General features: G+C 60.0%; 11 protein-coding genes, 1 tRNA gene and 1 pseudogene. 5 read left to right on the top strand and 8 right to left on the bottom strand.

Translation table 11 applies throughout. The features are described 5' to 3' along the window. Positions 1-31: 31 nt before the first annotated feature. From AB5Y67_RS21700 to hemA, 8 genes and pseudogenes are all read right to left on the bottom strand, one after another. Complete coding sequence (locus tag AB5Y67_RS21700; RefSeq protein ID WP_019706001.1) at positions 32-979, bottom strand: IS30-like element ISAs2 family transposase; 948 nt, start codon at positions 977-979, stop codon at positions 32-34. Positions 980-1084: 105 nt separating this feature from the next. Then, a pseudogene (locus AB5Y67_RS21695) lies at positions 1085-1372 on the bottom strand (cation:dicarboxylase symporter family transporter); the annotation flags it as partial. A 301-nt stretch (positions 1373-1673) separates the two neighbouring features. Further along, on the bottom strand, positions 1674-2528 hold the full coding sequence (kdsA, locus tag AB5Y67_RS21690; RefSeq protein WP_005334937.1) for a 3-deoxy-8-phosphooctulonate synthase: 855 nt from the start codon (positions 2526-2528) through the stop codon (positions 1674-1676). A 182-nt stretch (positions 2529-2710) separates the two neighbouring features. Continuing rightward, positions 2711-3511: a SirB1 family protein gene (locus AB5Y67_RS21685; protein WP_005334938.1), complete on the bottom strand. Its 801-nt coding sequence runs from the start codon at positions 3509-3511 to the stop codon at positions 2711-2713. A gap of 12 nt (positions 3512-3523) precedes the next feature. After that, on the bottom strand, positions 3524-3907 hold the full coding sequence (locus tag AB5Y67_RS21680; RefSeq protein WP_005334939.1) for a SirB2 family protein: 384 nt from the start codon (positions 3905-3907) through the stop codon (positions 3524-3526). 56 nt (positions 3908-3963) lie between these two features. Then, positions 3964-4815, bottom strand: a complete 852-nt coding sequence (prmC, locus tag AB5Y67_RS21675) for a peptide chain release factor N(5)-glutamine methyltransferase (protein WP_118854714.1) — start codon at positions 4813-4815, stop codon at positions 3964-3966. A gap of 61 nt (positions 4816-4876) precedes the next feature. After that, positions 4877-5965, bottom strand: a complete 1089-nt coding sequence (gene prfA, locus AB5Y67_RS21670) for a peptide chain release factor 1 (RefSeq protein ID WP_005353897.1) — start codon at positions 5963-5965, stop codon at positions 4877-4879. Between the two features lie 51 nt (positions 5966-6016). Next, positions 6017-7276 carry a glutamyl-tRNA reductase gene (hemA, locus tag AB5Y67_RS21665; protein WP_005362209.1) on the bottom strand — a complete coding sequence of 420 codons (1260 nt, stop codon included), beginning with the start codon at positions 7274-7276 and terminating at the stop codon, positions 6017-6019. Between the two features lie 126 nt (positions 7277-7402). On the opposite strand from hemA, the gene lolB reads away from it, so the two are divergent. From lolB to AB5Y67_RS21640, 5 genes are all read left to right on the top strand, one after another. Then, entirely contained in the window at positions 7403-7981 is a 579-nt protein-coding gene (gene lolB, locus AB5Y67_RS21660) for a lipoprotein insertase outer membrane protein LolB (RefSeq protein ID WP_005353907.1), read from the top strand. After that, on the top strand, positions 7981-8829 hold the full coding sequence (ispE, locus tag AB5Y67_RS21655; RefSeq protein WP_199427296.1) for a 4-(cytidine 5'-diphospho)-2-C-methyl-D-erythritol kinase: 849 nt from the start codon (positions 7981-7983) through the stop codon (positions 8827-8829). The genes lolB and ispE overlap by 1 nt, the downstream gene beginning before the upstream one ends. A gap of 1 nt (position 8830) precedes the next feature. After that, positions 8831-8905 (top strand) — tRNA-Gln (locus AB5Y67_RS21650). Between the two features lie 195 nt (positions 8906-9100). Further along, positions 9101-10048 (top strand): ribose-phosphate pyrophosphokinase, encoded by a 948-nt coding sequence (locus AB5Y67_RS21645; protein ID WP_005343846.1) that lies wholly within the window; start codon positions 9101-9103, stop codon positions 10046-10048. Positions 10049-10164: 116 nt separating this feature from the next. Beyond that, the gene (locus AB5Y67_RS21640; protein WP_199427297.1) at positions 10165-12153 is read left to right on the top strand and encodes a bifunctional UDP-sugar hydrolase/5'-nucleotidase; all 1989 of its coding nucleotides are present in this window, start codon (positions 10165-10167) and stop codon (positions 12151-12153) included. The last annotated feature ends 2 nt before the right edge of the window (positions 12154-12155 follow it).

Raw genomic sequence — 12155 nt, 5'->3', positions numbered from 1 at the left:
CGCGAATTCAACTTCGAAGTGCGACACTCGCCTATGCCGCCTGACGGTACTCTTCGAATACCTTGACAGGCTGCCTGAATCCGAGACATTTCCGAGGTCGTAGGTTGAGCCACTGCTCCGCTCTCCTGACATCCTCGTCCGTGACCTCTCTCAGGTCTGTTCCCTTTGGGATAAACTGCCTCAACAGCCCATTGCTGTTCTCGTTCAGACCGCGCTCCCACGAAGAGTAAGGGTGCGCAAAGTAAGTCTCGGCACCCAGCGCTTCCTCTATCGCCTTGTGTTCGGCAAACTCGCCGCCGTTGTCAAAGGTGATGGTATGCACCTGCTCGATGTAGGGAGTTAACATCTCGATTATCGCATCCCGCACCACCCCAGCCTGTTTGCTCGCGACCCGCTTGACCAGATAGAGCCGGCTCTTGCGCTCCACCAGGGTGACCAGTGCACCTGTGCCTTGCTTGCCCAGCACCGTGTCCGCCTCCCAATCACCGAGCCGCTCCCGGCTATCGACGATAGCCGGCCGTTCATCAATAGAGCGGGCTTCCTTGATGGGAGAACGCAGGCTGCTCGCCCCCTTGCGGTAGCGCTTGTGGCCCTGGCGCAGATGGCGGTACAACTGGCCACCCCGGGCTTTGTCGGCGGCCACATGGCGGTATATCCACTCGTGACTCACCATGAGGCCTATCTGCTTGCCCACCGCGCTTATCTGCTCCGGGCTCCACCACCAGGCGAGTGTCAGCTCGACAAACTGGATGACATCGGCAGATAGCCGAGATTTGGCCGCACTGGCCCGTCGGTGGGTGGCGTGCTGATGCGCATTGTCTGGCTGGTAGCCCTGCGGCCCGGCGTTACGACGCAGCTCCCGGTAGAGGGTGGAGCGATGAACGCCAATGGCGCGTGCGGTGGCAAGGATGGACATCCCCTGTGCGCGAAGCACCGATAACTGGTATCGTTGCCCCTCGGTCAACTGCTGATAGCTCATGGTGATACTGCTTTTACTTTGGCGAGCAGAAGGGTACCACCAATCAGCAGTTGGCCACCTCTCGCCATTCATCCATGAGTGTCGCACTTATTATCTGAATTCCCGGACCACACACAGCCCGATTATCAAGGCGATGGTGCTGACCACCTCGAAGTAGAGCAGAGCAATGGCGCCGGTCTTGCCGACCGCCTTCATACTCTCCATCCCGGCAATGCCGGTAACCACGGTACAGAAAATAACGGGGGCGATGATCATCTTGATCAATTTGACGAAGCCATCACCGAGGGGCTTCATATCGGCGCCCAGTTCCGGATAGACATGCCCCAGAAATACCCCGAGGGTAATCGCGAGCAATACCTGAAAATAGAGGCTGCTAAATAGTTTCTTTCGCATTATTAACGTCCTGTTAATTTAATTGCACATTGTTATGGCAGCAATAAACATGCAGATAGCCGGATGAGATATCTGCGTACCTCACCCGATCCATGCTGTTTCTGCATTACTACGGTCACCACTTTACATGTAATAAAAAACAATTAAGAGACATTAATCACACAGCAAAATTAACACCATTAACACCACAGCAACCAACAATTGTTTGCTCGTAGATTAATTTGAGTCTTCAACTAAATATGGCAGATATAAAAATACCCCGCATTGCGAGGCATTTTCATCAGGCATGACAGCGTCGGGATCAGGCCGAGGTATCGAGAGGTTCGAAGCCCTTGATCAGGTCATCGATGGCCTTCATCTGTTTGAGGAAGCCTTCCAGCTTCTCCAGCGGCAGGGCACTCGGGCCATCGCAGCGGGCAATTTTCGGATCCGGGTGGGATTCGATAAAGAGACCGGCCAGACCGACCGCCATGCCGGCACGTGCCAGCTCGGTCACCTGTTCACGACGACCACCGGAAGCGGCACCCAGCGGATCACGGCACTGCAGGGAGTGGGTCACGTCAAAGATCACCGGATAGCCACCGGTGCTCTTCTTCATCACGCCCAGACCCAGCATGTCCACCACCAGGTTGTCGTAGCCGAAGTTGGCACCGCGCTCGCACAGGATCAGCTGATCGTTGCCGCACTCCTCGAACTTGTCGGTGATGTTCTTCATCTGGCTTGGGCTGAGGAACTGCGGCTTCTTGATATTGATAACGTTGCCGGTGCGGGCCATGGCTTCCACCAGATCGGTCTGGCGCGCCAGGAAAGCGGGCAGCTGGATAACGTCAACCACCTCGGCGACCGGCTTGGCCTGATGGGGTTCGTGCAGATCGGAGATGACCGGCATGCCGAAGGTCGCTTTCAGCTCCTGGAAAATCTTCATCCCCTCTTCCAGACCCGGACCGCGGTAGGAGTGGATGGAGGAGCGGTTGGCCTTGTCCCAGCTCGCCTTGAACACGAACGGGATGCCCAGCTTGCTGGTCACTTCCACGTACTTCTCGCACACCGCCATCGCCATGTCGCGGGATTCCAGCACGTTCATGCCGCCAAACAGCACGAACGGTTTGTCGTTGGCAACGTCGATCTGGTTGATCTTGATATTCTTCTGTTCCATCTAAGACTTCCTTAATGAAGGGGCCTGAAGCCAAGTTACTCCGTTGCAGCCGAGCGCTGCGGCCTGGATATTCTTCTGTTTCAACTCCAAGACATCCTTAATAAAAGGGCCTGAAGCCAAGTTACTCCGTTGCGACCGGACGCAGCGGCCTTGATATTCTTCTGTTTAGTTTCAAGCCGCCCTTAATGGAGGGGCTTGGGGCTCAGATCCAGCGCGGCCAGCTGCACTTTCAGCACATCGGCGACCGGATCGTCCGGGCATTGTTCAATAAAATATTCAAAATCGTCGGCAGCCTGGCGCGGGCAATCGAGCTGCTCGTAGATAAAGCCGCGATCCCGCGTCTCCAGTGGATCGCCGGGCTTCATCCGCAACAACAGCTCGCTGCAACGCAGCGCCTCGGGCATGCGGTCTTCCCGCAGCAGGGCCCCCTTGCTGACGTTGAGCAGCCGTTCGATGATCTCCCACTGGCCGGAGGGCTGCAGGTAGTCGGGGGTCAGGGTCGCCAAGTCCCCCAGCGCACCGCGCAGCAGCAGCTCGATGCGGGCCAGACTCAGCTCGTCGCCGGTAAAGGGGTCGACATAGACCTCCCCCTCGCCACCGGCAAAGCTCACCAGGAAGTGGCCGGGGAAGCAGATCCCCTCTACATCGAGCCCGAGCTTGCGCCCCAGCTGGATGATGAGAATGCCGAGGCTGACCGGGATCCCTTTGCGCTGAACCAGCACCTGATTGAGATCGCAGTTGTTGGCAGAAAAATAGTCCTGCCAGTCGCCATGAAAACCGAGGCTGTGGTAGAAGCCTTGCAGCAACTGCTGGCGCACCTCGTCGCAGGTGCCCTCTTCGATCTGCTCGTCCAGCCACTCGTCCAGCAGGTTCAGCTCGCGCATCCCCTCCTCGACCGAGCCATAAATCTCGTCACTGACTGACAACGCCAGCTCGGTGATGTCGTGGGCTTCGAAATCGGTCCATTCGTCTATGTGTAACATTCTCTTCATGCCTTAGCCGAACACACTCGTCTGTTTGAGCACTGCCAACTTGGCAATAAAGTAGATCCAGCCGAGCGCCCCCAGAAAGGAGCACCAGCGCACCAGATTGCTTTTGGCCAGCCGCAGCGCCATCGCCGCCAGAAATACCAGCACCAGAATGGCCATCAGCTTCTCGCTGAGCCAGGGCGTTCCGTTATTGAGCGGGTTGAGATCCAGCACCATGCAGAGCAATACGCCGGAGAGCACCACCAGACCGTTGAGCCAGCCGCTGACCTTCATCACCGGCGCGCTATAGGCTCGGCCAGTGGCGGTCTGTACCCAGTAGAAGCGGAGCATAAACATCAGCACGGCCCCGGCAATCAGGGTGAGGTGCAGGTGTTTGAGCACAAAAACCATATTCAATCCTTGCATGGGGGCGCACAGGCAACCCGCCGTGTAACAGTGAGGAACCGTCAGCGCAGCGGGCAGAGGCCCAGCGTCACCCTGTCGTTATCCCCGTAATCGCGCACCGTGGCTACCTCGCGGTAGCCGCCATCACGCAGCAACTGACGCACCGCCTCCCCCTGATCCCAGCCATGCTCCAGCAGCAACCAGCCATCGGTCAGCAGATAAGCGGGAGCATGGGCCACGATGTGGCGGATATCGGCCAGCCCGGCGTCATCGGCAACCAGCGCCGAGCGGGGTTCAAAGCGCACGTCACCCTGTTCGAGATGGGGATCGGCGCCATCAATATAGGGGGGATTGGAGACAATCACTGCAAAACGTGGCGTATTGTCGCGATCCGGCTCGCCAAGGGGCTCGAACCAGCTGCCGTCACGCACCTCGATGGGCAATCCCAGCGCGGCGCTGTTCTCGCGGGCCAGCGCCGCGGCATCCGCCATCCGATCCACCGCCCACACATCGACCTCGGGCCGCTCGGACTTGAGCGCCAGCGCGATGGCACCGGTGCCGGTGCCCAGATCCAGCACGGCGCACGGCCCCTGCGGGATTCTGGTCAGCGCCTGCTCGACCAGCACCTCGGTATCGGGGCGCGGGATCAGGGTCGCCGGGCTCACCTTGAGGGGCAGCGACCAGAACTCCCGCTCACCCACCAGATGGGCAATGGGTTCGCCGTTGAGACGACGGGCCAGCCACGTCTGCAGGGTGGCCTGCTGGGCGGCATCCAGCTCACGCTCGGGCCAGGTCATCAGATAGCTGCGACGACACCCGAGCAGATGGCAGAGCAGTACATCGGCGTCGGCGCGGGGGGACTCCCCCTCAGCCAACACAGTCATGATATGGGCGCGGGCCTGCTGGATCTGCATCAGTGCCACTCCACCTTATGGGCAGAACACTTAATGCGAGCTTGCCGGATCACCATTTGCATCAGTTGTTCTCGGCCAGCGAGGCAAGCTGATCGGCCTGATACTCCTGCACCAGCGGGGTGATGACGCAGTCCAGATCCCCTTCCAAAATTTCGGAGAGGCGATAGAGGGTCAGGTTGATGCGATGCTCGGAGAGGCGGCCCTGTGGGTAGTTGTAGGTACGGATGCGCTCGGAGCGATCGCCGGAGCCCACCAGATTACGGCGGGTGCTCTGCTCGGCGGCGCGGTGGCGCTCATCCTCGGCCGCTTGCAGGCGGGCGGAGAGCACCGACATCGCCTTGGCGCGGTTCTTGTGCTGGGAGCGCTCGTCCTGACACTCCACCACCAGCCCGGTCGGCAGGTGGGTGATACGAATGGCCGAGTCGGTCTTGTTGACGTGCTGACCACCGGCACCGGAGGCGCGGAAGGTGTCGATCTTCAGATCTGAAGGGTTGATCTCGATCTGCTCGGCTTCCGGCACTTCCGGCAGCACGGCGACGGTACAGGCGGAGGTGTGCACACGGCCCTGAGATTCGGTTTCCGGCACCCGCTGTACCCGGTGACCACCGGATTCAAACTTGAGGCGGCCATAGACGCGCTCGCCGTCGATCTTGGCGATCACCTCCTTGTAGCCACCGTACTCACCGTCATTGCAGCTGACGATGGAGACGCGCCAGCCCTGACGCTCGGCAAACCGTGAATACATGCGGAACAGGTCACCGGCAAAGATGGCCGCCTCGTCGCCACCGGCACCGGCGCGGATCTCCAGATAGCAGTTATTGTCATCCTTGGGATCCTTGGGCAGCAACATCAGTTGCAGCTCCTGCTCCAGCGCCTCCAGATTGGCCTTGGCCAGCGGCAGCTCCTCCTGCGCCATCTCGCGCAGGTCAGCATCGTCCTCCTCCAGCATCATCTGGGTGGTCTCAAGATCATCCTGCGCCTGACGGTAACGCTGGAAGGCGTGAACGATATCTTCCAGCTGGGCATATTCGCGGGTCAGGGCGCGGTAGCGATCCTGATCCGAGACCACGTCTGGCTCGCCGAGCATGGCCTGTACTTCTTCGTGGCGCTCGATGAGGCCTTCCAGCTTTCTGATCAGTGACGGATTCATAACTCTTGCATTCTCAATGGAGGACGGGACAACCGGCAGGTTGCCCGAAAATTATGGCTCTTGTGACAACCCCAGCGCCTGCCGCAAGCGGGAGAGCTCGCTCTGATCCCCCTGGGAGGCAGCCTGGCGCAACGCCTGGGTCGGCGCGTGGATCAATTTGTTGGTGAGGCGATGGGCCATCGCCTTGAGCGCCTGTTCGGCACTCTCGCCCTGCGCCAATGCCAGCAGGGCCCGTTGCAACTCTTCATCAGCCACTTGCTGTGACTGATGGCGGTAATCGCGAATGAGGTCGACCGAGCTCTGGCCGCGATACCACCCCATAAACTCGTCGCGCTCTTCCTGCACGATCACTTCCGCCTGTGCGGCAGCCCGTTTACGGGTTTCGAGGTTCTGCTCGATGATCCCCTGCAAATCATCCACCGTGTAGAGATAGGCATCGGAGAGCTCATCGACTTCGGCTTCGATGTCGCGCGGCACGGCAATATCCACCAGAAACATGGGTTTGAAGCGGCGGGCCTTCAGCGCGCGCTCCACCATCCCCTTGCCGATGATGGGCAGTGGGCTGGCGGTCGAGCTGATGACAATATCCGCCTCGTGCAGATAGTCGGGGATCTCTTCGAGCGTCATCACCTGGGCACCGAATTCGGCCGCCAGGGTCTGGGCACGCTGCAGGGTGCGGTTGGCCACCATCATCTTGGTGACGTTCTGCTCGCGCAGATGACGGGCCACCAGTTCGATGGTCTCCCCCGCCCCGACCAGCAATACCTTGGTCTGGGAGAGATCGGAGAAGATCCGCCGACCCAGGCTGACGGCGGCAAACGCCACCGACACGGCACTGGCGCCAATCTCGGTATCGGTACGCACCCGTTTGGCCACCGAGAAGGATTTCTGGAACAGCCGCTCCAGCGCCCCCTTCACCGACTCCGCCTGCTGGGCATGAGCGTAGGATTGCTTGATCTGCCCCAGGATCTGCGGCTCCCCCAGCACCAGCGAATCGAGCCCGCACGCCACCCGCATCAAGTGGCGCACCGCCTCTTCATCGTGATGCTGATAGATGGCAGTGACCAGTTCGGCCGCGTCCAGCCCGTGGAACTGCTGCAGCCAGCGCAGCACTTGCTCCTGCCGCTCCTCCTCCAGATTGCAATAGAGTTCGGTCCGGTTGCAGGTGGAGACGATCACCGCCTCGCTGACACCGGGTTGGCTCACCAGCTCACGCAAGGCGCGATCGATGCAGTCCGGGCCAAAGGCGACCCGTTCCCGCAAGGCGACACTGGCGGTGTTGTGGTTGATTCCGAGGGCAAGCAAACTCATGAGTGGGCGACGATCATTTCATACGCTGGGTGCAAAGGCTGCCAATTGTACGAGAAAGGGTAAGTCTTTAAAAGCAATACGGCCGCCCCGTATACTGTGGCAAATTCCTCTCTCTGGAGCCGTCTCTTGCTGCTACGTATTTTTACCCTCACCTGCCTGCTGTTGCTGGCCGGTTGTGCCACCACCCAGCCCCAGCGTGACCAGGTGAACTGGAACCAGGAGCGGACCCGCCTCGAGCAGCTGACCCACTGGCAGCTATCCGGCAAGATGGCCATCATCACGCCACAGCAAAAGGGCAGCGCCCGTCTCAACTGGCAGCAGGATGGGGAGGATTATCGCCTCAACCTCACCAGCCTGATCGGCACCAGCATTCTGGAACTCTCCCGCAGCAAGGGGGAGATCACCCTGCTCGACAGCGACGGCAATCGCCACCAGAGCCAGGATGCCGAAGCACTCATCTATCAACTGACCGGCTGGAATATTCCGGTTGCGGGATTGCCAGAGTGGATCAAGGGGCTGCCGGGTCAGGCGGAGTTTGAACTCAACCCCGACAGCAGTCTGGCCAGCGTGCGCGACGGCCAGTGGCAGATCGTCTATGGCGATTATCGGGATCAGGATGGCTACCGCCTGCCGCACCAGCTGACCATGACTGGCCAGAACAGCCGCCTCAAGCTTCAGATCAACCAATGGACTCTTGCACGTTAATGGCTTCCACACGCTGGCCGGCACCGGCCAAACTCAACCTGTTTTTACACGTCAATGGCCGTCGTCCCGATGGCTATCACGAGCTGCAGACCCTGTTTATCTTCCTCAACCACAGCGACTGGCTCGAGTTCGAGGTGATACCGAATAGCGACACACTCACCCTGAGCCCGGCCATTCCCGGGGTGCCGGATGAGCAGAATCTGATTATCCGGGCGGCGCGCCTGCTGCAAGCAACCCTGCCGAGCCCGCAAGGTGCCCATATCCGGCTGGAGAAAGTGCTGCCCATGGGGGGCGGTATTGGCGGCGGTTCGTCCGATGCAGCAACCACGCTGGTGGCGCTTAACCACCTCTGGCAAGCGGGTTTGAGTGAAGATGAACTGGCAGCGCTTGGCGTCCAGCTGGGGGCCGATGTGCCGGTCTTTGTCCGTGGCCGGGCGGCCTTTGCCGAAGGAGTGGGCGAGCGGCTGCAACCGGTCGAACTGCCCGATGCCTGGTATCTGGTGCTCAAGCCCGATTGCCATGTAGCGACCGCGGCCGTATTCCAGGATCCGGAGCTGCCGAGAGCCACGCCTAAAATGGCGCTGGACAACCTGCTGGAAGGCGAGTGGAAAAACGATTGCGAATCACTGGTGAAAAAGCGCCACCCCGAGGTTGCCAATGCGCTCGGCTGGTTGCTAGAATACGCGCCGTCAAGAATGACGGGCACAGGAGCCTGCGTCTTTGCTCAATTTGAAGACGAAGTGACTGCTCGGGAAGTGTTGGCCTGCGTGCCGAAGGGACTTGATGGGTTTGTCGCCAAGGGCGAGAACATATCACCTCTCTTCTCCACATTGCAACAGTTCAAATGATTGGGGTATCGCCAAGCGGTAAGGCAGCGGGTTTTGATCTCGCCATTCCTAGGTTCGAATCCTAGTACCCCAGCCAATTTTACCGAACGGTATTGATGATGATTAACGTGGCCGGTTTTGCACTCGGCCACGGATTCGGGTTACCGGTATCATCACATTCATTGGGCAGCAGACACCTTGTACGTTATCTTGATAAATCGTTTGCCACAAAACGATAGGGTCTGATTTCAGACTCCCCCACATACTGGATGCAACCCCGAGGTTTCAAACCGTGCCTGACATGAAGCTGTTTGCTGGTAACGCAACGCCGGAACTAGCCCAGAAGATCGCAGATCGCCTGTTTATCAAACTCGGCAATGCTGCCGTAGGTCGCTTTAGCGACGGCGAGATCAGCGTACAGATCAATGAGAATGTACGTGGTGGCGATATCTTCATCATTCAATCCACCTGTGCCCCGACCAACGACAATTTGATGGAATTGATCGTCATGGTGGATGCTCTGCGTCGTGCTTCAGCTGGCCGTATCACTGCCGTTATCCCCTACTTTGGTTATGCCCGTCAGGACCGCCGCGTCCGCTCCGCCCGTGTACCCATCACCGCCAAGGTTGTCGCTGACTTCCTCTCCAGCGTCGGTGTGGATCGCGTGCTGACCGTTGACCTGCATGCCGAGCAAATTCAAGGTTTCTTCGACGTTCCGGTAGACAACGTGTTCGGTAGCCCGGTGCTGCTGGAAGACATGAAGTCCAAGAACCTCGAGTCTCCTGTCGTTGTCTCCCCGGACATCGGTGGCGTCGTGCGTGCCCGCGCCATCGCCAAGCTGCTGGATGACACCGACATCGCCATCATCGACAAGCGCCGTCCCCGCCCGAACGTCTCCCAGGTCATGCACCTGATCGGTGACGTTGCCGGCCGCGACTGCATCATCGTTGATGACATGATCGACACCGGCGGCACCCTGTGCAAAGCCGCAGAGGCCCTGAAAGAGCGCGGTGCCAAGCGTGTATTCGCCTACGCTACCCACCCGGTCTTCTCCGGTTCCGCCGTCGAGAACATCAAGAACTCCGTGATCGATGAACTGATCATCACCGACTCCATCCCGCTCACTGCGGAGATGAAAGCGGTCGGCAAGGTCAAGCAGCTGACGCTGTCAACTGTACTGGCCGAAGCCATTCGTCGCATCAGCAACGAAGAGTCCATCTCTGCCATGTTTGAGCATTGATAGATTCAGCAATAACGAAAACCGCCATCAGGCGGTTTTCGTCTTTCTGGACCTTCTCTTTCCAACTTTCTGCTATTTGGTACGACCCTGCCCCCGGCAGGCTTAAGGATTTACCCATGAATTGCTTGCGTCCCCTCCTGCTCGCGACCCTCACCTCCGCCCTGTTCGCCTGTCAGCCCGCCAAAGAGAACCCGCCCTTCGTGCTGACCCTGGCTCACATGAACGACACCCACTCCCAGTTTGATCCGGTCAATGCCGAGATCAAAGGGCAGATCTTTGCCCAGCAGGGGGAGACGGACACCCTCTATACCCGCTTTGGCGGTTATCCGCGCCTGCTGACCATGGCGAAAGCCTATCAGGCCGAGGCGCTGGCCAAGAACCAGCCCTTGCTGCTGCTGCACGGCGGCGATGCCTGGCAGGGCAGTGGCTACTTCAAACTCAACGAGGGGATGGCCAATGCCGAGTTGCTGAGCCAGTTCGGCCTCGATGCCATGGCGCTGGGCAACCACGAGTTCGATCTGGATAACCAGAAGCTGGCCCGCTTCATCGAGGGGGTCAACTTCCCGGTGCTGGCCGCCAACCTCGACACCAAGGCCGATCCGGCCCTCAGCAAGGCTGACAACCTCAAGCCCTTCGTGGTCTACGCCTTTGACGGCAACCAGAAGAGCCCGGTCACCGATCTCGACAACCTGCCGCAAGGCAAGCAGCTGGTCGCCGTCATCGGTCTGGTGCTGGAAGACATGGGCAATATCGCCCCCAACGTCGGCAAGCTGCGCTTTGGCAAGGAGGTTGCCTCGGCTCAGGCCACGGTCGACATGCTGCAAGCCAAGGGGATCCACCAGATCGTGGCGCTCACCCACATCGGCAACGAGCGGGATCTGGCACTGGCGGCCAAGGTAAACGGCCTCGATGCCATCGTCGGCGGCCACTCCCACAGCCTGCTCGGCGATTTTCGCAATATTGGCTGGGGCAAGACCGGCGATTACGCCAAGCTGGTGACCAATCCGGATGGCATCGGCAAAACCTGCGTGGTGCAGGCAGGCTCCTACGCCCAGGCCATCGGTCTGGCACAGGTGACCTTTGACAGCCAGGGTCAGGTGACCGACTGCCAGGGCCACAATAGCCTGCTGGCCAGCCGCGACTTCTTCGCCGATGCGGCGCGCAAGCAAGCGCTCGACGATGCCCGCAGCAAAGAGGCAAGCCAGTTTGTCGACAGCCAGCCCAATCTGGTGACCGTGGATGAAGATCCGCGTCTGCGCGGCATCATCGACAGCCACTACAAACCGGCGTTGGAGAAAGCTTATGGCCCGGTGATCGGCACCATCCCCGAGCAACTGCAAAATGCCCGTCGCCCCGGCGACAACGGCAGCGACAGCCACGGCTCAGATGTAGCGCCGCTGGTTGCCGAAGGGGAGTTCTACTGGGCCAATACCCCAGCAGTGCAAGCCCTGACCGGCGGCCCGGTCGATTTTTCTCTGGTTGCGGTGGGGGGCGTGCGCGCCGACCTGCCTGCTGGCGAATGGCGTGAGGGGGATAGTGCCCTCACCCTGCTGCCGTTCAAGAACCAGCTCTCGGTGTTGACCCTGACTGGCGCTGAGGTGCGCACCCTCTTGACCGAGACCATCACCGCCACCCTGCCCGCCAGCGCCCATGCCGGCAAGTTCCCCTATGGCGGCCACCTGCGTTACACCTTCCAGGAGACCGACGCAGGCAAAGCGGGCACCCTGACCCAATTGCAGCGCAAGACCGCAAGCGGCGAGTGGCAAGATCTGGTGGATAGCCAGCACTATCGGGTGGTGATGAACGCCTACAGCGCCAACGGCAACGATGGCTGGCAAGCACTGGCCAATGCCCAGCGCCACCGGAGCGAGCGGGTCGACATCGCCAGCGTCAATGGCAAGCTGACCGCCTTCCCGGTGCTGAAGGTGGCACAAGACGGCGAACTGCTGAGCGCCGTCTATGCCCCGGGCCAGCCCCTCGATTGCAAAGCCAACGGCGTGGATTGCGGCACCGATGCAGCGTCTTTCGTGGAGTATGTGCGCGATGCCCGTCCCACCCTGACCGCACTGGATGAAGAAACCGTCACCCTGCTGCGTACCAAATAACG

The sequence above is a fragment of the Aeromonas sp. s12 genome (assembly GCF_040907925.1).
GTDB classification, from domain to species: Bacteria; Pseudomonadota; Gammaproteobacteria; order Enterobacterales; family Aeromonadaceae; genus Aeromonas; species Aeromonas veronii.
The sequence above is the reverse complement of the archived record's forward strand: the minus strand, read 5'-3'. Positions and strand labels throughout refer to the sequence as shown.

Bases quoted from the DNA above. Each gene is read 5' to 3' on its own strand.
- AB5Y67_RS21700 (WP_019706001.1), bottom strand. From the start codon at position 979: ATGAGCTATCAGCAGTTGACCGAGGGGCAACGATACCAGTTATCGGTG.
- ispE (WP_199427296.1), top strand. From the start codon at position 7,981: ATGGCTTCCACACGCTGGCCGGCACCGGCCAAACTCAACCTGTTTTTA.
- AB5Y67_RS21680 (WP_005334939.1), bottom strand. From the start codon at position 3,907: ATGGTTTTTGTGCTCAAACACCTGCACCTCACCCTGATTGCCGGGGCC.
- AB5Y67_RS21640 (WP_199427297.1), top strand. From the start codon at position 10,165: ATGAATTGCTTGCGTCCCCTCCTGCTCGCGACCCTCACCTCCGCCCTG.
- hemA (WP_005362209.1), bottom strand. From the start codon at position 7,276: ATGAGTTTGCTTGCCCTCGGAATCAACCACAACACCGCCAGTGTCGCC.
- prfA (WP_005353897.1), bottom strand. From the start codon at position 5,965: ATGAATCCGTCACTGATCAGAAAGCTGGAAGGCCTCATCGAGCGCCAC.
- kdsA (WP_005334937.1), bottom strand. From the start codon at position 2,528: ATGGAACAGAAGAATATCAAGATCAACCAGATCGACGTTGCCAACGAC.
- AB5Y67_RS21685 (WP_005334938.1), bottom strand. From the start codon at position 3,511: ATGTTACACATAGACGAATGGACCGATTTCGAAGCCCACGACATCACC.
- prmC (WP_118854714.1), bottom strand. From the start codon at position 4,815: ATGCAGATCCAGCAGGCCCGCGCCCATATCATGACTGTGTTGGCTGAG.